The following is a 19,765-nucleotide window of genomic DNA, read 5'->3' as shown; positions in this document are numbered from 1 at the left end:
CACGACATCGACGACGGTCACCATCATCATTGCCAGCAAGGCAATGCCGGCGACGGTCAGCGCGATGCGGCTCAGCCAGGTACTGAGACGAAGCAGGGCGTTCATGATGCGTTCAGACCCTCCGACGCCGGCTGATCGCCTGCGGTGGCACATTTCTCGCGTGCCGCCTGGGCCTGCTGATAGACCTCACGCGCCGGCAGTCTCTTTTTCTCCAGATCGTTCAAGTACTTATCTGTGGCCTGCTTGAGCGGGGGGCCCCAGGCGGGATCGTTGAGCGGGTCGGCAATGGTGAGAATATGGTCATCCTCACCCTTGGCCTGGGCTTCCTTGCGGCCGGCCAGATCGACGCTATCGAACACTTCACCGGCCTTGAGCGCCCACTTCATGCCGCTATTGTCATCGATGACTTTTTTCAGATTGTCAGGCAGGCGCTGGTAGGCGCGCTCATTCATGGTGGCGACAAAAATCAGCGTGTAGAGCGGCATCTCGGTGTGGTAGTCCGCCAGCTCGTTCAAGCGGAACGTTTTCATCCCTTCCCACGGCAGGGTAGTGCCGTCGATCACGCCGCGCTGCATTGAGGTATAGGCCTCCGGTGCTGGCATGCCGACCGACTGTGCGCCCAGCGCGGAGAGCATTTCACCAACCACCACGGTGGGCCGGCGGATACGCAAGCCGGCGAGATCAGAGGGCTTCTCGACCGCCTTGTCGCGGGTATGGATGAACCCCGGGCCGGTGGTGAACATGAACAGTACGTGGGAGTCACGATACTCGTCAGCCATCGCACCGCCCTGGTCATATAGCGTCTGGGTGATACATGAACCTTGAGTTGAACTTTTCGAGATGCCGGGCAGTTCCACCACTTGGCTCAGCGGAAAGCGCCCGGCAGTGTAGCCCTGTGCGGTGACGGTGATATCGGCTACGCCGTTGACCGTCGCCTGATAGGACTGGTCCGCCTTGGACAGTGTCTCGGAGGGGAATATCTGCACCTTGAGCTCACCGTTGGATTCCTTCGCGACGGTATCGGCCCAGCGCTCCACGATCTGCTGGTTGATCGCTGAACCGGATGGCCAGAAGTGGGCGACGCGTAACGTGGTAGCGGCTTCGGCCGTGACCGAAAAGCCCATCAGTGCAACAGCGCTGGCAAGTGATGCGGTATGTAGCCATTTAGATAACATCTTGATACCTCGATGAGTGTCGGAAAGAGAGCTGATGCAGCTTTTCCGCGAGTCAACTCCCTGCTTGGCAGCAGAGACCGTTAGTTGCGAGGAACCGCTGTATACACAGTACACAGGCTGCAGCATGGCGAAGCGACGGGTGGTGGGTTAAACCGTGATGAGACATGGCGGCCTCCCGCGTTGTGTGAGATGCGAACAATAGTTCGTAAACTTCACTGTAAAGACACTGCAGAGGGGAGCAATTAGACCTTGGTCCGCGTTGCATGCCGCACACCGGGCCAGGACGGTGCGAAGGGCGCAGCGGCGCGGCGCAAGAGAGATAGCGAGGAAGGATGGGCCATTCGTCGTACAACCAAAAGCGCCGGCACATGATGTGCCGGCGCCGAAAGGGACGAGCGTGAATCGAGATTAGGGAATGATGCGCTCGGCGCGCAGGCGGGTGAACAGATCGAGCAGCGAGGCGCGGGTATCTTGATAGCCATCGAAGCCGTAATCGCGGCTCTTGGTCATGTCGTTGAGACATTCGACCTCGCGGCCAAGATCAGCGTCGGTGTGCCACCAGGAGGCCAGCCGGGTCACGTCAGACTCGACCAGACCATGCTGCTCGGCAAGGCGTGCCCACTCGGGAGCGATAGCCTTCATCTGTTCTTCAAGCGGTGCGGGCGTTTCAGGACAGCCGCCGGACTCCACGCCGAAGAAGTCGGCAATCTGCTGCCACATCCAGCGCCAACGGAAGACATCACCATTGACGCTGTTGAAGTCCTGATTCTGGGCACCGGGCGCCAGCGCTGCCCACTCCATCTGACGCGCCAGCAGCAGTGCATCGCTCATGTCGGTCAGGCCGTTCCACTGCACCTGCGAGCCGGGGAAGGTGAACTTGCGCCCCGTCGCCTTGCAGATGGAAGCGTAGACGCCCAGGGTCACGCCGATGTTCATGGCATTGTCACGGGCGTAGCCGATCACGGTATGCGGACGGTGTACGTTCCAGCTGAAGCCGTAGCGCTCGGCAGCGGCGTACATGATGTCTTCGAGGGTGTAGTAGAAGTTGTCGCCAGGCACGCGCGGCTCGGACTCGCGGAAAGGCGTTTCCGCCGTGCCGCTGCCGTAGTTCTCGAATGAACCCAAGTAGTGCTTGGTGCCGGTGACCAGCGAGACGTGCTTGAGTTTGTCGGCATCAAGGGCGGCGAACAGGTTGTCCATCATCGCGCCGTTGGCCTTGACGTTCTCCTTCTCGTTCTCGCGCCGTGTCCAGGTGCAGAAGAAGACGTGAGAGATATCAAGCCCCTTGAGTGCCGTTTGGGTCGCCTCGGCGTCGAGCAGGTCGGTCGCCACGGGAATGATGCCTGCCTGCTGGCTCGGTCGGCGCGACAGGCCATAGACGGTCCAACCGCTGGCGATAAGATAGCTTGCCAGATTGCCGCCGGTGATGCCGGTAGCGCCGACCACAAGTGCCGTTCCTTTACGCATGATGCCTCTCATAACAAAATGAATTTGACATAAGAGTAGTGCGTGGCGCGATTTGCTACCATGGGGCGCCCTGCAAATGTGTATTGTCCTATGCGCAACTTGATCAGGAGCCACTCGATCAGCCTGGTGGCGCTGCATGTATTCGAACGCGTTGCCGCTACCGGCAGCTTCACGTCTACCGCTCATGAGTTGCAGATGGCGGTATCTTCGGTTTCACGCCACGTTACCGCGCTGGAGACGGCGCTTGGCCAGCGCCTGTTGTTTCGCCATACCCGGGCGGTCAGTCTGACCGAGGCCGGGAAACGCTATTATCGCGACGTGCGCGAGGTGCTCGAACGACTCGATCTGGCAACGGAATCGATCGTCAACCCCGACGCTCAGCCCAGCGGACTGCTGCATCTCAACGGCCCCGTCGCCTTCGGCCGGCGTCATATCACCCCGCTGCTGACCGAGTTTCAGCGTGCTTATCCTGCCATTGAGGCCGAGCTGACGTTGACAGATGCGTTCATCGACCCGGTGCAGGAGGGCGTCGATATCACCTTTCGGGTCGGCCCATTGGTTGATTCGAGTCTGGTGGCGCGCAAGCTCGCCGAGATGCGCTTTATCGTCTGCGCGGCGCCCGCCTACCTGCGTGAACATGGCATACCGCAATGCCCCGAGCAGCTCCTTGAGCATAACTGCCTGGTTTACAAGGGGCCGCGTGGTCAGCAGCGCTGGTATTTTCATCGCCACGGTGAGCTTGCCCCTGGGGAGGCATTTCAGCCCTACGAGGTGAGAGGCAACCTGGGCGGCAATGACGCCGAAAGCCTGCTGGTCGCCGCGCTGGCCGGACAGGGCATCGTGCTGTTTCCGACCTGGCTGGTCAGCGACGAGCTGAAAAGTGGCGCGCTGGTGCCGCTGCTGAGCGAGTGGGACGGTGCGGTCGAACCGCAGCCGCAGGCCATCCATGTGATCTATCCCGAGAACCGGCTGCGCTCGCCCAAGGTGGGGGTCTTTCTCGACTATCTGTTTGCCCGAGTCGGGGCGCCGCCTTACTGGGATGAATGGCACCGGCGATAAACACAGCGCCCCGGGCTAGCCGGGGCGATGATTCAAGCCTTCTTTCAGCGTGTCAGCTTATTCAACGTGTCAGCCTGTTCAACGTGTCAGAAAGTCCAGCGCAGCGAGATAACCGAAGCTGCCAAGCCCTGCAATCACGCCATCGGCTCGGCTTGAAATATAGGAGTGGTGGCGGAAGCTTTCACGGGTATGAATATTGGAGAGATGCACTTCCACCACCTTGCCTTCGAATGCCTTGAGCGCATCGAGCAGGGCCACTGACGTATGTGACCACGCTGCCGGATTGATGATGATGGCATCCACCCGTGCGCGAGCGTCGTGAATGCGGTCAAGCATCGCCCCTTCATGGTTGGTCTGAAAGAAGTCGATTTCGACCCCCTCGTTGAAGGCGCGATGGCGCAGGGCATTCTCGATATCAGCCAACGTTTCATGGCCGTAGATATCGGGCTCGCGCTTGCCGAGCAGATTAAGGTTAGGGCCGTTGAGCACGAGCACGTTCATTGAAACGCTCCTGATGTGAGAGAAACAAGTCGGTCATGGTAACGGCCCCACAGCCTTTCGGCAGCAAGAGGTTGCAGGTTTCGTCAATCTCAGTGCGACATCTTCATTCGTCGCCCCAGCCGTGCTGCTTGGCCAGCGCGAAGGCATGGTTGGCAGCCGGCACGCCAGCGTAGGTCGCCACATGCATCAGCACCTGGCGCAGTTCGGCCTGGGAGACACCAGTACGATGGGCGGTCTTGAGATGCAGCACCAGTTCGCCATCACGGCCGAGTGCGGCGAGAATTGCCAGCGTGATCAGGCTGCGCTGGGTCACCGACAGGTCCTGACTGCCCCACAGCTCGCCCCAGGCAAAGCGCGTAATCATCTGCTGAAACGGCTGGTCGAGTTCAGCGGCGTTTTTCGAGGCGCGCTCGACGTGTTCGGCGCCGAGCACACGCTTGCGTGTCTCAAGCCCTTCGTCATAGGACACGCCGTGCGCCCCAACGTCGTCGCGGCGCGGCGCTAGCCATTGCATGAGCCGCTTGGCCATTGTCTCGGGCTGCTCCACCGGCGGCACGTGGCCGACCGATGCGAGGATTTCCAGCGGCGCGCCGGGCAGGCAGGCGGCAAGCTGAGCCAGCGTCTCCGGCGGCGTCGAAAGGTCGTCGTTACCGCCAAGCAAGTGAATGGCGTTGCGCTGAGAGAAGTCGGCCTGACGCAGGGCATCATTCATATCGAATGCAGCCAGCATCTCGCACAGCTGGGCGTAGTTCTCATCGTCGGTGCGTGCCAGCTGGGCGATCCAGCCCGCCACCAGCGCGGCGTTCTCTTTTGTCTTGTCACTGAACCAGCGCGGCGCCAGCTCGCTGGCCATATTCACTAGGCCTTCTTCGCGTACGCGCTTGGCGCGGGCGTGCCAGTTTTCCGGCGTGCCGAGCCTGGCGCCGGTATTGGTCAACACGACTGCGTCTAGGCGCTCTTCGTGATGGACGAGCAGGTGCTGGCCCAGCGCGCCGCCGATTGAGTTGCCAACGAAGTGAAAGCGCGCCGCACCTGCATGGTCGACCAGCGCCAGCAGTTCACTGGTCAGTGTCTCGGCAGAGAGCGGGCCATCGGTCGGCGCGCTGCCGCCGTGGCCGGGCAGGTCCCAGGTCAGCACGCGGTAGCGGCTCAACAGCGTCGGCAGCACCTCGTCCCACACCGTCTGGCTCATGCCGAGCGGGTGGGCCAGCACCACGAGCGGCGCCGCTTCGGGGCCGAGCAGGCGGTAGGCGAGGGTACGGCCTTGATAGTCCATGAATGCCATGTTGGCTCCTTCGTTATCCGAACACGGCCAGTGCCGCGAATACCCCGCCAATCGCGAGGCCCGAGATCACCAGCCAGATGATGAGGTATCCCATGATGTCGCGTGCTGACAGCCCGGCGACACCCAGTAAGGGCAGGGCCCAGAACGGTTGGATCTGGTTGGTCCAGCCGTCGCCCCAGGTGAAGGCCATGATGGTCTGCGCAGGATCTGCACCGATCGCTGCCGCTGCCTGCATCATGATCGGGCCTTGAATGGCCCATTGACCGCCACCGGAAGGGATGAAGAAATTGACCGCACCGGCAGAGAGGAAGGTGAGGATGGGGAACGTTGTCGGCGTTGCCAGCGCGATAATCGCCTCGGAAAAGTGGGTCACCAGCCCCGACTGCGTCATCATGCCGGCGATGCCGGCATAGAGCGGAAACTGCACGATGATGCCGCGCGCGGCGCCCACCGCCTTTTCCACGGCGTGGATATATGCAGCAGGATGGCGGTGCAACAGCAACCCCAACGCCAGGAAGAAGATGATGATGGTGTTCAGATCGATGCTGACGCCGCTGGCCACCGCCTGGCTGATCAGATAGAGCGCCGCCAGAAGTCCCAAAAACAGCGTCGGCAGGCGGCTGTGCTCGATGCGATCGGATGGGGACGGGCGTGCGGTGTTCTCCCGCTGGGCAGGTTCCGCGCTTGGTTCCTGTGCGACGCGCAGCTCGACGATATGCTCCGGCTGCTTCTGGCGGGCGAAGAACGCCACCAGCAGTGCCAGCAGCAGCAGCGTCAGGGCAATGTTCCAGCTCGAGTAGAGGGTCTGCGAGACCGGCACAATGCCGATCGCCTCTTCCATGAAGTGCCCCGGCGTGGCGATGACCAGTGGAATCGATGACGAGGGGCCGCGTACCAGCTCGCCACCGTAGGCCGCGGCGACGAGCAGCGGAAAATGAATACCCGCGACCTTCTGGCCCATTTCACGCGCCAGAATCGCCCCAACAACCATGCCGAAGCCCCAGTTGAGGTAGTAACACACGAAGCTGACGACAATGGTCAGCACAATCGCCTGACGCGGCGTACTGGCGTGCCGCGTCAGGCCGGACAGCGCGGATTGCACTACCGGCGTCAGGGCCAGCACGTAGCCGGTCAGCAACACCAGGACCATCTGCATGGCGAAGGTGAACAGCTTCGAAAAGCCATCGCCCCAGTAGGTGACCATCGCGATCGGCGACTGCTGCGTGACCGCCATGCCCAGCACGAAAACGATGGCGGTGAGAATCACCGCCAACACGAACGCGCTGGGCAGATAGCGCTGGACGATCCGTACCGAAACGTTGGTTATCGCTTCCATCGTGGCCTCGATGCGCCGGCAGGTGGTGCGTTACACCCGCTCGATCAGGGTGGCGATACCCTGGCCGACGCCGATGCACATGGTGCACAGTGCGTAGCGGCCGCCTTTTTGCTGCAGCTCATGCATGGCGCTGGTGATGATGCGTCCACCCGACATTCCGAGCGGATGCCCCAGTGCGATGGCGCCGCCGTTGGGGTTGACGCGGGGGTCGTTGTCATCGAGCCCCAGTTCACGCAGGCAGGCTAGCGACTGCGAGGCGAAGGCCTCGTTCAACTCGATGTGGTCGAGCTGATCGAGCGTCATGCCCAGGCGCTTCAACAGTTTCTGCGACGCCGGCACCGGGCCGATGCCCATGATGCGTGGTTCGACACCGGCGGTGGCCATGCCGTGAATGCGTGCCATCGGCACCAGGTTGTAACGCTTCACCGCCGCCTCGCTGGCGACGATCATTGCTACTGCGCCGTCGTTGACGCCGGAAGCATTTCCCGCCGTCACGGTGCCAGAGCCGCTTGAACCACCGGCGCGGAACGGGGTCGGCAGCTTGGCGAGCTTCTCCAGGCTGGTCTCACGTGGGTGTTCATCACGATCGAAGATCAAAGGCTCCTGCTTGCGGCGCGGGATTTCGATCGGCTCGATCTCCAGCGCCAGACGGCCGCTGTCCTGAGCGCGCTTGGTCTTGAGCTGCGAATCAAAGGCGAACTTGTCCTGATCTTCACGTGAGATCTTGAACTGCTCGGCGACGTTCTCTGCCGTTTCCGGCATCGAGTTGACGCCATATTGCTCTTTCAGCAGTGAATTGATGAAACGCCAGCCGATAGTGGTGTCTTCCATGACCTGAGTGCGCGAGAAGGCGGTCTCCGCCTTGCCGACCACGAAGGGCGCGCGCGACATCGACTCGACGCCGCCGGCCAGCATCAGCTCGGCCTCACCGGCGCGGATGGCACGTGCCGCAGTACCGATCGCGTCCATGCTTGAGCCGCACAGGCGGTTGATGGTCGTGCCCGGGACCGTCACCGGTAGCCCGGCGAGCAACAGCGACATGCGCGCAACGTTGCGATTGTCTTCGCCGGCCTGATTGGCACAGCCCATGATCACATCATCGATCGCGGCGGGATCAAGATCAGGCGCCTGACGCAGCACGGCCTCGAAGATGCGTGCCGCCAGGTCGTCGGGACGCACTGAAGATAACGCGCCGCCGAACTTGCCGACGGCGGTGCGGCGTGGATGGCACAGATAGACGTCGGTCATGCGCGTTCTCCTGCGGTGTCGCCTGCATGGTGGCGGTCGGTGCGCGCTTTAAGCTCGCGCAGCACATCGAGTTCGTGTGCGGTCGGCTCGGGCGTGGCATCGAGCTGGTCGGCGAAACGCACTTCCCAGCCGGTGGCCTCGACGATCTGCTCACGCGTCACGCCGGGGTGAATCGAAGTCACGATCAGCTCATGGGTGTCGGGGTCGGGACGCAGCAGGCACAGATCGGTAATCACCAGGGTCGGGCCCTTGCCCATGTGCTTGGCGGTCTCAGGATTAAGGTTATCGCGTGCCTTGCCATCACGGCCAAAGCCGACGGTTGTGATGAAATCAACGTCCTTCACGAAGGTGCGCTTGGAGTGCTTGATGGTAACGAACACTTCACGCGAGTTGGTGGCGATCTCCGGCGCGCCGCCGCCGCCGGGCAGTCGTACCTTGGGTTCGCGATAATCGCCGATCAGCGTGGTATTGAGGTTGGCATAACGGTCAATCTGCGCGGTGCCAAGAAAACCGACATCGACATGGCCGCCCTGCAGCCAGTAGCGAAACATCTCGGGCACTGAGACGGTGGTCAGCGCGGTGTCGCACAGCTCGCCGTCACCGATCGATAGCGGCAACACGTCGGGTTTGGTCTGGATGGTGCCGGATTCGTAGATCAGTACTGTGTCGGGGGCGTGGGTCAGGCGTGCCAGGTTGGCAGCCTCGCTGGGCAGGCCGATACCGACGAAACAGGTGGTGCCGTTGACCAGCGCGCGCGCGGCGGTGACGGTCATCATCTCGGCGGGGGTGTAGTCGCGGGCTATTGTCGCTTCGCTCATGCTGACGCTCCTTTTGATTCACCGGCGTTGATGACGTGTTCTTCCATCCACTGCGCGAAGGTGTCGCGGTCGCGGGCGATCGCGTCCCACTCCTTGTAGAAACTGTTCTGGCGCGGGTAATAGCCGTGGGTGTAGGACGGCGCGGCGCCGCCCGGGGCGACGGCGATGGCGCTGATCGTCCACGCCGGCAGTACGCAGGCGTTAGGGTGGGCGTTCAGATCGTCGACGATTTCCTCGACGGTGACCACGCTGTGCTTGGCGGCCAGGACCGCTTCCTTCTGTACGCCGATGATGCCTTCGATCAGCACGTTGCCCTGCTTGTCGGCCCGCTGGGCGTGGATGATCGCCACATCGGGGCGGTTGGAGGGGATCGCGGCGAGGCGCTCACCGGTGAACGGACAATCGATGTGGCGGATGTCAGGGTTGACCTTGGGCAGGTCGCTGCCGATATAGCCGCGCAGCACGGCAAGCGGTAGCCCGGCGGCACCGGCTTCATAGGCGCAGGCCATTGCCGCGTGGCTGTGCTCGTGGATTTCGAGTGGCGTCGGGTAGCCCTTCTCTACCGCATCGCGTAAACGGTGTAGCGAGCCCACGCCGGGGTTGCCGCCCCACGAGAAGATCAGCTTCTTGGCGCAGCCCATGCCGATCAGCTGGTCATAGATCAAATCGGGGGTCATGCGGATCAGGGTCAGATCGCGTTTTTTCTGGCGGATTACTTCGTGGCCAGCGGCGAAGGGAATCAGGTGGGTAAAACCTTCCATGGCAACCGTCGCGCCGTCGTTGACGTAGCGCGCGATCGCGTCATGCAAGCTCATGAATTCAGCCATAGGGCAAACCTCTTGCAGAGTTTTGTTCGTAAAGTGAACATAGGTTTGTTATACGAACTACGCTATGCTTATGTGCCGTGAGCGTCAATGCGCACTTAGAGGTAACGCGGTAAGTGCCATCGCGTGCGGCTTGATTAAAATGCTTAATCCATCAATACGTTAGCGGCCTGCTTGGCTTGCCAGCAGGCCAGTACGATTCGACTAATGTATAACGTCAAGTCGCTTCAGCGGCGAGGTACTGACATTTCCGACCTCACCTTATCTTCTATTCCCCGAGCATAGCGAGAACGCGAGCGACCTGCGCGCGGCTGCTGCCTAGTTCGGCTTCGCCGCCAGTGCCCGCTGCGTTGAGGTTGCGCTGCATCGCCTCGGGTATCACCTCTAGCCCCTCAAGCACGACGACGAGTTGCTCCAGTGCTCCTTCAAGCAAGGCTTGCGATTCGATCAGCGGCGCCCATTCGGCGTGCCATTCGCCCAGTGCGCGCTCAAGCGGCTGGGCTGCGGCATTGATGATGGTTGCCGTATGGCCGTGAATCTGACGCGCAGCGGTGCGGATCAATGCACAGCGTACCGGGTTGTGCTTGTGCGGCATCGATGAGGATTCACCCATGCCTTCGCCAGCAGGCTCACGCACCTCACCGATTTCACTTTGGGTCAACAGCGAGATGTCGGTGGCGATTTTTTCCGCGCCGCAGGCGAGGGCATCAAGTGCGGTGATCAATGCGTGGATCGGTTGGCGGTCGGTATGCCAGGGCAGTACCGGCGACGAAAGGCCGAGCGTTGTCGCCAGCGTTTTCATGATCGTCAGACCGTCATCAAGCCCGGCCTGGACGCCGACCGGACCGCCGAACTGGACGTAAAGGCCATGCTCTGCCACGTCATTTAGCCGCTGCCTGCCCTGTTCAATCCCTACCGCCCACTGCGCGGCCTTGACGCCGAAGGTCATCGGCATCGCTTGCTGCATCAGGGTGCGGCCGATCATCAGTGTCTCGCCATGAGCACGCATCAGTGCTGCCAGCGCCTGATTGATGCGCAATGTCAGACCAAGGATCACCGGCAGCCGCTCGCGGGTCAGTATCATCAGCGCACTGTCCACTACGTCCTGGCTGGTGGCGGCGACATGGAAGCGTTTCTTGAGTTCGTCCGGCAGCGCCTTCTTCGCTTGTTTAACGAAGGGAATCGCGACATTGCCGCCCTGGACGATACCGGCTTCAAGGGCGTCGAGGTCGAAGGTATAGGCCTCAAGCTGTGTCTTCAGTGCATTATGCGTGCCGCTGGGCAGGGCGCCGTGAGTTTCTTCGGCGGCAGCCAGGGCAAGCTCAAAGCGCAGCATGGCGCGGGTGAGCGCCTCGGCGCTGAAATGCTCAAGCGTTGCACGGCTCATGAAGGGGTGCTTGACGAAGCGGGCGTACATGGCTCTACTCCTGGGCTGGTCATTGGACAAGATAGGTAATGGCTTGAGCACTATTTGTCACTGCTATGGGTAGCATTGTCCATTAGACGTACGGTCGTTCGCTTTGCGAACGAAAAATGGTAGCGTACCCATCGGATCGGCTGTGCCACCGTAGCACGCCCCAACCCAGCCTCGAACCGTGAAGAGCATGACCATGACGCAGCCCAAGGACAGCCTCTCGCCCGACGATCGTGATTTCGTTACCGCACTCGCCAGCGGGCTGGAGGTGATCACCGCCTTCGACGACCATCACCGCAGCATGACACTGAGCGAAGTGGCCGTGCGCACCGGCATGAACCGTGCCAAGGCACGGCGTTTTCTGCTCACCCTTCATGCGCTCGGCTACGTCCATAAGCGTCAGCGTCACTTTGAACTGGCGCCCAAGATACTGTCGCTGGGCCACTCCTATCTGTCAGCCAACAACTACCATTCGCTGGTACAGCAGAGCCTGGAGGAGATTACCGAAACGCTTGGCGAATCCTCTTCGCTGGGGGTGCTCGACGGCAGTGAGGTGGTCTATGCCGCTCGTAGCGCCGCGCGCCATCGTCTGATGGCGATCACGCTGGCCATTGGTACACGCCTGCCGGCTGTCTATACCTCGATGGGAAGAGTACTGCTTGCCCAGCTTGACAATGATGAACTCGATGCTGTGTTGGAAGGTGTCACGCTCGAGGTGCACACCGAGCACACGATCACCGACAAGACTGTCCTGCGTACCGAGATCGAGCAGGTCAGGCGTGATGGCTACTGCATCGTTGATCAGGAACTTGATTCTGGCCTGCGCTCGATTGCCGTGCCGTTGTTCTCTGCCACCGGTCGGTTACTCGGCGCGATCAACGTTAGTACCAACGCCGCACGTATTCCCATGGAAAAGCTGACGCAGGAATTCCTGCCGGTACTGCAGGAGAAGGCAGCGTTCATGGCGCAGCACATCAATTAATTCATCTCCGGCCGCCACGCCCCGCTGCGTGGCGGCGACGCATTTCCCTCCTTTCCGCACTGACTCGATGTGTTCCTTTTTACATCAATGGTTTGCGTCATTACTGATAGCATCTTTGGTGTATACACCACGCCCCACTTCTCTACATCTTTAGCCGCAAAACAGCGATTTCTTGTCGCCTGGCGGGTGTGATCGCGCTAATTGTGTATACACGCCCGGTCCGCTGGGCAATGCCACGTTAGCGATTCATTAACAAGACGCCTTCTCACCTGACGTCTCGTATTGCGATAACCAATAACACAACGCACTCGCGAGAGAGGAGCTTGATCATGACTACAACCATGAGCACGCCAAGCCAGACCACTGCCACCTATCCGCTCAATGCTTGGTACGCTGCTGCCCAGGCGTATGAAATCGAGCATGCGCTGACGGCACGCACGATCTGCGAGACCGACATCGTGCTGTATCGACGCAGCGATAACCGGGTCGTCGCGCTGCAGGATGCCTGTTGGCACCGCCTACTGCCGCTGTCGCTGGGCAAACTCGACGGCGATCAGGTGGTATGCGGCTATCATGGCCTCAAGTTCGATCCCAACGGCCGCTGCACCTATATGCCGTCGCAGGAGACCATCAATCCGTCGGCCTGTGTGCGCGCCTTTCCGGCCGAGGAGCGTCACGGCTTGATCTGGGTATGGATGGGTGACCCGGCGCAGGCCGATCCCGCCCGAGTGCCGGACTTCCACTGGAACAACGATCCCGCCCTTGCCGGCCGCGGCGGCACCTTCTACAGCCTGCAGTGCGAATACCGGCTGGTGATCGACAACCTGCTCGATCTGACCCATGAGACCTTCGTTCACGCCGGCAGCATCGGCCACGACTCGATCACCCGTGCGCCGTTCGACGTGTTCCACGACGAGCGCAGTGTCAATGTCCAGCGCTGGATGCTCAACGGCGAAGCCCCACCGTTTTGGGCGCGCCAGCTCGGCCGCGATGTGCCGGTTGACCGCTGGCACAACATCCACTTCGAGGCGCCGTCGACCATTGTCGGTGATGTCGGCGTCGCCGAGACTGGCACCGGGGCGCCGGAGGGTGACCGTTCGCAAGGGGTAACCGGCTATTTTCTCGCCGCGCTGACGCCGGAAACTGCCACCAGCTGCCACTATTTCTGGAACTTCGTGCGCGATCACCACATTGACGACGAGGAGTGGACCGAGTATCTCCACTACGCCCACGTTAACGATGGTCAGGGTGTTTATGATCAGGACAAGGCCGTGCTGCAGGCCCAACAGGCGGCCGTGCTCAAGTACGATCGCGCGCCTTTCTACAACCTCAACATCGACGCGGGCGCGATGTGGGCGCGGCGTATCATTGACGAGATGATCGCCAAGGAAGCGCAGCCCAGTGCTCAGGAGACGGCCGAGACGCGCTGGGCGCGGATCGATGCCCGTCAGGCCTGATCGCCGTTAACGAGAGCCATCGAAGGTAGGGGAGCGGTAATGAAGCAGAGCCTCAAGGCGTTATTGACGCTGCGTGAATGGATTCTGAGCGGCACGCTCACCGCCGATGAACGGCTGTGGGAGCCGGCGCTGGCCAAGCGGCTGGAAGTATCACGCACGCCGCTGCGCGAGGCGCTGGTGCGCCTTGAAGGCGAAGGGCTGATCATCGCCGCGCCCGAAGGCGGCTATCAGGTTCGCGCCTTCGACCGCGCCTACCTGCAAGGGGCGATCGAAGTGCGTGGCACGCTGGAGGGGTTGGCGGCGCGGCGCGCGGCGGAGGCCCGTCCGTCTGCCGCTGCGCTCAAGCCGCTTCATGTCACCCTTGATGCACTTGACCGCGTCGTTGCTCAGCACGCCCTCGACAGCGACGACTTCGACGCCTACATGACGTTCAACGAGCGCTTCCACGACGCCATTCTCAGGCTGGCCGGCAGTCAGCCGCTGGAAGAGGCGCTGGCAAGGATCGTATCGCTACCGTTCGCCTCGCCCAGCGCCTTCGTGATGGCTCAGTCGCTGCTGCCACGTTCTCACGAGATTCTGTTCATCGCCCAGGATCAGCACCGCTGCCTGGTCGAGGCGATTGCTGCCGGCCAGGGCGCGCGCGCCGAACAGATCGCCCGCGAGCATGCCCAGATCGCGCGGCGCAATCTCGACGTGGCGCTGGGCGATCACGCCATGCTCGAGCGTGTCTCGGGCGCGCCGTTGATCCGCGCCTGCTTGGGCGCCGTGTGAGGCAGGCTGCGACCGCTGCCCGCTCAAGCGTTGATTACACCAACAATAATATTTTCGATGATTACTGGTGTTGCGTTTAACAAGGAGACATGCCATGCCCTCGTCCATTCATGCCCAGCCCGCCTGGCATAGCGCTACCGTGGTACGCTGCGAGAATCTCGCCAGCGATATTCGTCTGTTTGACCTCAAGCCGGAGGCGCCACTTGCGGCTTATTCACCCGGTGGGCATCTCGATATCCAGGTGCCGATCAGGACGACCACTGAAATTCGCAGTTATTCACTGCTTGAAAATGCGGGACAGGAAGGCGTCTACCGTATCGCCGTCAAACGTGTGCCCAACAGCCGTGGCGGTAGTGAGTTCATGTGGTCGTTGAAGGCCGGCGACAGCGTGACGATCGCACCTCCGGCCAATTTCTTCCCGCTGTCGTTTGCCTGCCCAGAATATCTGCTGATTGCCGGTGGGATCGGCATTACCGCGATCCACGGCATGGCGCTAGCGCTGGCTCAGGCCAACAAACCGTTCCGACTGCTGTACACCGCTCGCACTGCTGAGCAGTTGGTATTTGCCGAGTCGCTCAGGCCGATTCTGGGCGAACGGCTCGAAGCGATCAGCAATGACACAGGCATGATGCTCGATATTGCCAGCGAGATAGCTAAGCTTGGTCCTGAGGGTGAACTCTACATGTGTGGCCCGCTGTCGCTGATGGATGCAGTGCGTGATGAGTGGCAGCGTCAGGGCCGGCCGGTGTGGTCGCTGCGCTATGAAACCTTTGCCAACGGCGGTCGCCTCGCGTCAACGCCGTTTTCCGTCTCGGTGCGCAATCTCGGTGTCGAGTTTGACGTGCCGGCCAACCAGTCGCTGCTGGAGGCGATGCGTGAGCACGGTGTCGAAGCGCTTTACGATTGTGAGCGCGGCGAATGCGGACTGTGTGCGGTCGACGTGCTCGATGCCGAAGGTGATGTCGATCATCGCGACGTGTATCTGAGTGAGCAGCAAAAGAGTAAAGGCCGGCAGATGTGCGCCTGTGTGTCGCGCATCCATGCCAGCGAAAAACCAGGACGAGTCGTGATCGATACGTCGCGCCAGGGCATTGCCTGACGCGCCATGACGCATCGCTCAGCGCCTCGCCGCAATCAACTCAACAAGCAGGAGCAGGCGCATGAGCAACAGGGACGTTCTCGATTGTCTGATTATCGGTGCCGGGCCCGCCGGTCTTACGGCGGGCATTAATCTGCGCCGTTTTTTCCGTCAGGTGCGTATTGTCGATGCCGGTGCCCCTCGGGCGGCGCTGATACCGCGCTCGCATAACTATCCCGGCTTCCCGGAAGGGATTACCGGCTTCGAGCTGCTGGATCTGCTTAATGAACAGCTCGTCGCCAATGACGGCAGCGTGACGCCGGGCACCGTAACGAATTTACAGCGTGCCGCCGACGGCCATTTTATCGCCGAGCTGGCATCCAGCGACGGCCAGCCAACTGAGACGATTGAGGCGCAGATCGTGCTGCTGGCGACCGGCGTAGTCGATGTCGACCCGGTGCTTGAGGGCATCGAGGCGTTAAAAGAGAAGCGCCTGGTGCATTACTGCCCAATTTGCGATGGCTTCGAGTGCACCGACACGCGGATCGGCATTGTTACTTATGGCGAGCACGGCGTCAGAGAAGCGCTGTTCATGAAAAATTACAGCACCAATCTGGTCCTGGTCGGGGTCGAGGGTGATCTCGGGCTTACGCCCAAGGCAATGGCGCAGCTAGAACGCGAAGACATCGAGGTATTTGTCGGACAGGGAAGGCGGGCCTACGCCGATGAGCAGGGCGCCGTCCATATCGAGATGACAGACGGCCGCGATGAAGCCTTTGATGCGCTCTATTGCGCGCTGGGCACACGCGTGCGCAACGATCTTGCCGCTGGATTGGGCGTACGACACGATGAGGGCGGCTATCTTGTCGTTGATGACCACATGCAGACCGGCATCGAAGGGCTCTATGCCATCGGCGATCTGAGCAATCGCTTGAACCAGCTGACCGTTGCCACCGGTCAGGCATCGATTGCCGCCACTGCCATTCATAATCGGCTGCGGAGATGAGACTTCCTGGGCAAGGGCTGTATGGGGCGGGCGGCAATGGGGCCAGCGCTATCTTGAAGAATCGTGGCACCGTTCCTACGTTATTTGCCATGATGGTTTTGTTTGGCCGTAGGGGAGGACGCTAGTGGATCCGATAAGGTTGCGGTTCGAAGTGATGCGTGAGCTTTATCAATCGCAGCGTGACCGACGCGAGCAGATTCGTGGCAGCGTGGCGACACCGGTATCCGCGCTGGCCTTTACCGTCTTCAACCTCTCGACGCTGGCGACCCAACTCAACGTGGAAAGCTGGGCCTATCCGGTCAATTTCATCATCACCTTGCTGTTCTTTTTAAGCGTCGTGCTGTTGCTGAGCGGAGCCGCTTTCATCATCGGCCTTGAGCGCGGCGTCATCTATGTTGACCCGCCCGACCTGCGCGAGCTGGTCGAGGTAGAAAAGCGTCTTCGCGAGCAAGGCAACAATGATAACGAGGCGATTGCCGACCAGATGCAGGACATGTTATCGGGCAGCTATGATGTAGCGTATCGATGGTATTTCGCCGCCAATGAACAGGCGGCAAGAGACCGCACCCAAGGGCTGCATCTGATTCTTTTTTCGCTGGGTCTGATCGTGGTCGCGTTTGCTCTCTTACCCTTTCAGCAGTGATGTCCTCATGAAAATATTCAAGGGCCTATTCAAGCGAGTGCGTTTGCACCATAAACCGCAGGAAATGCCTCCCTGGGTGCGAAAGCGCCTTTATGACAACCTTCTTGCCTTGATCGAGGAAGAGAACAAGGCGTGGGAGCTGTTGCAGATTTCTGTAAAACCGCGCCTGTGTATCATTGATGAGGAGCGTGTCGTGATGCTCCGCCCTTCCGACCGAAAGCGGCTCAATCTGGACGAACAGATGCAGCGCGCCCGTGAAGATAAGAAGCATCAGGATGAAGATTGATCCGTTGATACCTGCGCCTGCACTCGGCTAGTTTGATCGGATTCGCAGTTGTCGTTTGATCGGGTACTGGCCGCGGTCGGACACGAAAAACGTTACTTTCTCCGCGCCGATGCCCGCCGTTTTGCATGCCACGCCACATCTTCTTCATCAGAATGGTCTTCCGCACTGCATTTAATAGTGCAGTTCCGCTAGAGATAACGACATTCTCGGCAGGTCGCCCTGCGCCTTTGGTAGATGCCACCATGGTCTGGCTTGTGGCAGGCCCGGTTAGCTCTTACCGTTAGTTGTATGATGTATTATCTAATATTACACGGCACGCTTGAATCGGCTTTTTATCAGTGACGACGCGAGGGATGACGAGTGAACTTTTCAAAAGAACAAACAGTGGCGGCCATCGGTGATGGATTACTTTCGTTTCCCATCACTGACTTTGATAGCCATGGCAACTTCGATCGGGAAAGCTATCGTCAACGCCTTGAATGGTTTGTCAGTCACGACATTACGGCAGTGTTCGTCGCCGGGGGTACCGGGGAATTCTTCAACCTTACCCTAGATGAATATCGTGAAATCGTGACCCTGGCTGTGGAAACAGTGGGCGGCAAGCTGCCGGTCATTGCCAGCGCCGGACTGAGTGTGGAAGCAGGAAAGGCCTATGCCCGCATGGCCGAGGACGCCGGCGCCGACGGCATATTGCTGATGCCGCCTTACTTGACGGAATGCCCGCAGGAAGGCCTGGTCGAGTATGCGCGCCAGATCTGTGACTCAACCAAGATCAACGTGATCTATTACAACCGTGGCAATGGCGTGCTCGAGGCCGACGCGGTCCAGCAGCTCGCCGATGCCTGCCCCAACCTGATCGGTCTGAAGGACGGCAAGGGCGACATTCAGCTTCTCAACAAGATTATCAAGACATTGGGCGACCGCCTAGCCTACGTGGGCGGCGTGCCCACCGCGGAAATCTTCGCCGAGGCCTACCTGTCGATCGGCGTGAATACCTATTCTTCGGCGGTGTTCAACTTCGTGCCGGACATGGCGGTGACGTTCTACAAGGCCCTGCGTCAGGGCGACTCGGCCACCGTCAAGACAATCACTAACGAGTTCTTCATTCCCTTCGTCAACCTGCGTGACCACAAAAAAGGCTATGCGGTCAGCCTGATCAAGGCGGGCGCGGAATTGATAGGCAGGCCTGCAGGCGCAGTGAGGGCACCGCTAGAAATGCCGAACGCGACCGAGCAGGAGCAGCTCAAGGCGCTCATCGACAAGGCCCAATCGCTATAAAGTTACGTGTTGAAGCTTGAGATCGCAGTGCCTTCCCGAATAACAACTCTAAAACCGCTCACTCGTCGTTACGAAGACTTCCGGCAAGGCAACCATCAGACGACACTCTATTCAGTAAGGGACATGCCATGAAACTCAAAAAGACACTCCTGGGAATCGCCTGCCTGGCGACACTCGCCGCCAGCGCCGCCTATGCCGATTTCCCCAATCGTGATATTCGCGTCATCGTGCCTGCGGCCGCCGGCGGTGGCACCGACGCCATCGTGCGCAAGATCTCCAACATTGCCGAAGAATCGCTGCCTGTCTCTATGTATGTCGAGAATGTCGAAGGCGGAATGACGGCAACCGGCCTGCTCCAGCTGATGAAAGCCCGTCCGGATGGGCAAACTATTGCGGCGATCACCTACGACAGCATCATCACGATTCCGTGGAAGAACATGCTGCCCGGCTTCAACATGGACAAGATGAGCATGATCGCCCGCATCACCAGTGAAGCCGATGCGATTACTGTGCCGGAAAGCTCTTCCTATAAAACACTGGATGATCTAATCACCGCCGCTAAGGAAAAGCCCGATAGCGTTCGCGTCGGCATTCAGAATATGGGCGCCAGAACCCACTTGACGTTGCTGCAACTCCAGGAACAGACCGGCGCCAAGTTCAAGATCGTTTCCTACAACAATAGCGCGGCTTCGCAGAAGGAAGCTCTGCTCAACGGCGAAGTCGATGCCGTCGTCACTAGCCTTGGTGATCTAGCTCCGCTGATTGAATCCGGTCAGGCCCGCGGTCTGGTTGAATTTTCCGATACCCAGAACGCGGGCTTTCCCGACGTACCGCCTGTGACCGAGACCGATACCGGTCTGGATCTGCAGATGGGCAGCTTCATTATTATGGTCGCCCCGGCCCGTACGCCGGATCAGGTTATCGAAAAGCTGGAAACCACCTACCACAAAGCCTACGAGAGCGATGAATTCCAGCAGTGGCTGAAGCAGATCGGCGTCACACCCGCCTGGCTCGGCGCTGACGACGTTACCCAGTGGACGAGTGACATTCAACAGCAGCTCTTCAGCACCATGGATGACCTGGTCGACAAGGGCGTACTGGAGAAATAATTCACCCACGCTCGATCATCCCTACATA

Annotated in this window: 19 protein-coding genes; 10 read left to right on the top strand and 9 right to left on the bottom strand. The window is 60.3% G+C overall.

Going from position 1 to position 19,765, the window contains the following annotated elements; genetic code table 11:
- Positions 1-101: 101 nt before the first annotated feature.
- Positions 102-1,175 (bottom strand): TRAP transporter substrate-binding protein, encoded by a 1,074-nt coding sequence (locus C3Z11_RS01550; protein ID WP_106475764.1) that lies wholly within the window; start codon positions 1,173-1,175, stop codon positions 102-104.
- 408 nt (positions 1,176-1,583) lie between these two features.
- Entirely contained in the window at positions 1,584-2,642 is a 1,059-nt protein-coding gene (locus C3Z11_RS01545) for an SDR family oxidoreductase (RefSeq protein WP_106475763.1), read from the bottom strand.
- A 90-nt stretch (positions 2,643-2,732) separates the two neighbouring features.
- On the opposite strand from C3Z11_RS01545, the gene C3Z11_RS01540 reads away from it, so the two are divergent.
- The gene (locus tag C3Z11_RS01540; RefSeq protein ID WP_262927173.1) at positions 2,733-3,701 is read left to right on the top strand and encodes a LysR family transcriptional regulator; all 969 of its coding nucleotides are present in this window, start codon (positions 2,733-2,735) and stop codon (positions 3,699-3,701) included.
- A gap of 78 nt (positions 3,702-3,779) precedes the next feature.
- Here the strand turns inward: C3Z11_RS01540 and aroQ are convergent, their stop codons facing one another.
- The 7 genes from aroQ to C3Z11_RS01505 all read right to left on the bottom strand — a co-directional run bounded on the left by aroQ (position 3,780) and on the right by C3Z11_RS01505 (position 11,130).
- The gene (gene aroQ / locus C3Z11_RS01535; protein ID WP_106475762.1) at positions 3,780-4,202 is read right to left on the bottom strand and encodes a type II 3-dehydroquinate dehydratase; all 423 of its coding nucleotides are present in this window, start codon (positions 4,200-4,202) and stop codon (positions 3,780-3,782) included.
- Between the two features lie 103 nt (positions 4,203-4,305).
- Positions 4,306-5,487, bottom strand: coding sequence for a bifunctional 3-oxoadipate enol-lactonase/4-carboxymuconolactone decarboxylase PcaDC (pcaDC, locus tag C3Z11_RS01530; protein ID WP_106475761.1), 1,182 nt, complete (start codon positions 5,485-5,487; stop codon positions 4,306-4,308).
- Between the two features lie 13 nt (positions 5,488-5,500).
- Positions 5,501-6,823 (bottom strand): short-chain fatty acid transporter, encoded by a 1,323-nt coding sequence (locus C3Z11_RS01525; protein WP_106475760.1) that lies wholly within the window; start codon positions 6,821-6,823, stop codon positions 5,501-5,503.
- 30 nt (positions 6,824-6,853) lie between these two features.
- A complete protein-coding gene (gene pcaF / locus C3Z11_RS01520; RefSeq protein WP_106475759.1) occupies positions 6,854-8,071 on the bottom strand; it encodes a 3-oxoadipyl-CoA thiolase in 1,218 nt (405 codons plus the stop codon).
- Positions 8,068-8,844, bottom strand: coding sequence for a CoA-transferase subunit beta (locus tag C3Z11_RS01515; RefSeq protein ID WP_449577892.1), 777 nt, complete (start codon positions 8,842-8,844; stop codon positions 8,068-8,070). The genes pcaF and C3Z11_RS01515 overlap by 4 nt, the downstream gene beginning before the upstream one ends.
- A 41-nt stretch (positions 8,845-8,885) precedes the next feature.
- Positions 8,886-9,716, bottom strand: a complete 831-nt coding sequence (locus C3Z11_RS01510) for a CoA transferase subunit A (protein ID WP_106475758.1) — start codon at positions 9,714-9,716, stop codon at positions 8,886-8,888.
- A 265-nt stretch (positions 9,717-9,981) separates the two neighbouring features.
- Positions 9,982-11,130 (bottom strand): lyase family protein, encoded by a 1,149-nt coding sequence (locus C3Z11_RS01505; RefSeq protein WP_106475757.1) that lies wholly within the window; start codon positions 11,128-11,130, stop codon positions 9,982-9,984.
- 193 nt (positions 11,131-11,323) lie between these two features.
- Between C3Z11_RS01505 and C3Z11_RS01500 the strand changes: the two genes are divergently transcribed.
- The 9 genes from C3Z11_RS01500 (at position 11,324) to C3Z11_RS01460 (ending at position 19,737) form a co-directional block, all read left to right on the top strand.
- Positions 11,324-12,109, top strand: coding sequence for an IclR family transcriptional regulator domain-containing protein (locus C3Z11_RS01500; RefSeq protein WP_394810182.1), 786 nt, complete (start codon positions 11,324-11,326; stop codon positions 12,107-12,109).
- A gap of 329 nt (positions 12,110-12,438) precedes the next feature.
- Positions 12,439-13,566: an aromatic ring-hydroxylating dioxygenase subunit alpha gene (locus C3Z11_RS01495; protein ID WP_262927172.1), complete on the top strand. Its 1,128-nt coding sequence runs from the start codon at positions 12,439-12,441 to the stop codon at positions 13,564-13,566.
- A gap of 39 nt (positions 13,567-13,605) precedes the next feature.
- A complete protein-coding gene (locus C3Z11_RS01490) occupies positions 13,606-14,337 on the top strand; it encodes a GntR family transcriptional regulator (RefSeq protein WP_106475755.1) in 732 nt (243 codons plus the stop codon).
- A gap of 94 nt (positions 14,338-14,431) precedes the next feature.
- A complete protein-coding gene (locus tag C3Z11_RS01485; RefSeq protein ID WP_106475754.1) occupies positions 14,432-15,436 on the top strand; it encodes a PDR/VanB family oxidoreductase in 1,005 nt (334 codons plus the stop codon).
- Positions 15,437-15,497: 61 nt separating this feature from the next.
- Entirely contained in the window at positions 15,498-16,421 is a 924-nt protein-coding gene (locus C3Z11_RS01480) for an NAD(P)/FAD-dependent oxidoreductase (RefSeq protein ID WP_106475753.1), read from the top strand.
- A gap of 124 nt (positions 16,422-16,545) precedes the next feature.
- Positions 16,546-17,064: a hypothetical protein gene (locus C3Z11_RS01475; RefSeq protein WP_158700893.1), complete on the top strand. Its 519-nt coding sequence runs from the start codon at positions 16,546-16,548 to the stop codon at positions 17,062-17,064.
- 7 nt (positions 17,065-17,071) lie between these two features.
- Positions 17,072-17,350, top strand: coding sequence for a hypothetical protein (locus tag C3Z11_RS01470; protein WP_106475751.1), 279 nt, complete (start codon positions 17,072-17,074; stop codon positions 17,348-17,350).
- 360 nt (positions 17,351-17,710) lie between these two features.
- Positions 17,711-18,628 carry a 5-dehydro-4-deoxyglucarate dehydratase gene (gene kdgD, locus C3Z11_RS01465; RefSeq protein ID WP_106475750.1) on the top strand — a complete coding sequence of 306 codons (918 nt, stop codon included), beginning with the start codon at positions 17,711-17,713 and terminating at the stop codon, positions 18,626-18,628.
- 128 nt (positions 18,629-18,756) lie between these two features.
- Entirely contained in the window at positions 18,757-19,737 is a 981-nt protein-coding gene (locus C3Z11_RS01460) for a Bug family tripartite tricarboxylate transporter substrate binding protein (protein WP_106475749.1), read from the top strand.
- Positions 19,738-19,765: the final 28 nt, after the last annotated feature.

Source organism: Phytohalomonas tamaricis, assembly GCF_003012345.1.
Classification (GTDB): Bacteria; Pseudomonadota; Gammaproteobacteria; order Pseudomonadales; family Halomonadaceae; genus Phytohalomonas; species Phytohalomonas tamaricis.
This window is presented reverse-complemented; position numbering and strand designations above follow the sequence as displayed.

What these genes read in the sequence shown, in the direction of transcription:
- C3Z11_RS01550 (WP_106475764.1), bottom strand. Translation starts at nt 1,175, where the DNA reads ATGTTATCTAAATGGCTACATACCGCATCACTTGCCAGCGCTGTTGCA.
- C3Z11_RS01545 (WP_106475763.1), bottom strand. Translation starts at nt 2,642, where the DNA reads ATGCGTAAAGGAACGGCACTTGTGGTCGGCGCTACCGGCATCACCGGC.
- C3Z11_RS01540 (WP_262927173.1), top strand. Translation starts at nt 2,733, where the DNA reads ATGCGCAACTTGATCAGGAGCCACTCGATCAGCCTGGTGGCGCTGCAT.
- aroQ (WP_106475762.1), bottom strand. Translation starts at nt 4,202, where the DNA reads ATGAACGTGCTCGTGCTCAACGGCCCTAACCTTAATCTGCTCGGCAAG.
- pcaDC (WP_106475761.1), bottom strand. Translation starts at nt 5,487, where the DNA reads ATGGCATTCATGGACTATCAAGGCCGTACCCTCGCCTACCGCCTGCTC.
- C3Z11_RS01525 (WP_106475760.1), bottom strand. Translation starts at nt 6,823, where the DNA reads ATGGAAGCGATAACCAACGTTTCGGTACGGATCGTCCAGCGCTATCTG.
- pcaF (WP_106475759.1), bottom strand. Translation starts at nt 8,071, where the DNA reads ATGACCGACGTCTATCTGTGCCATCCACGCCGCACCGCCGTCGGCAAG.
- C3Z11_RS01515 (WP_449577892.1), bottom strand. Translation starts at nt 8,844, where the DNA reads ATGACCGTCACCGCCGCGCGCGCGCTGGTCAACGGCACCACCTGTTTC.
- C3Z11_RS01510 (WP_106475758.1), bottom strand. Translation starts at nt 9,716, where the DNA reads ATGGCTGAATTCATGAGCTTGCATGACGCGATCGCGCGCTACGTCAAC.
- C3Z11_RS01505 (WP_106475757.1), bottom strand. Translation starts at nt 11,130, where the DNA reads ATGTACGCCCGCTTCGTCAAGCACCCCTTCATGAGCCGTGCAACGCTT.
- C3Z11_RS01500 (WP_394810182.1), top strand. Translation starts at nt 11,324, where the DNA reads ATGACGCAGCCCAAGGACAGCCTCTCGCCCGACGATCGTGATTTCGTT.
- C3Z11_RS01495 (WP_262927172.1), top strand. Translation starts at nt 12,439, where the DNA reads ATGACTACAACCATGAGCACGCCAAGCCAGACCACTGCCACCTATCCG.
- C3Z11_RS01490 (WP_106475755.1), top strand. Translation starts at nt 13,606, where the DNA reads ATGAAGCAGAGCCTCAAGGCGTTATTGACGCTGCGTGAATGGATTCTG.
- C3Z11_RS01485 (WP_106475754.1), top strand. Translation starts at nt 14,432, where the DNA reads ATGCCCTCGTCCATTCATGCCCAGCCCGCCTGGCATAGCGCTACCGTG.
- C3Z11_RS01480 (WP_106475753.1), top strand. Translation starts at nt 15,498, where the DNA reads ATGAGCAACAGGGACGTTCTCGATTGTCTGATTATCGGTGCCGGGCCC.
- C3Z11_RS01470 (WP_106475751.1), top strand. Translation starts at nt 17,072, where the DNA reads ATGAAAATATTCAAGGGCCTATTCAAGCGAGTGCGTTTGCACCATAAA.
- C3Z11_RS01460 (WP_106475749.1), top strand. Translation starts at nt 18,757, where the DNA reads ATGAAACTCAAAAAGACACTCCTGGGAATCGCCTGCCTGGCGACACTC.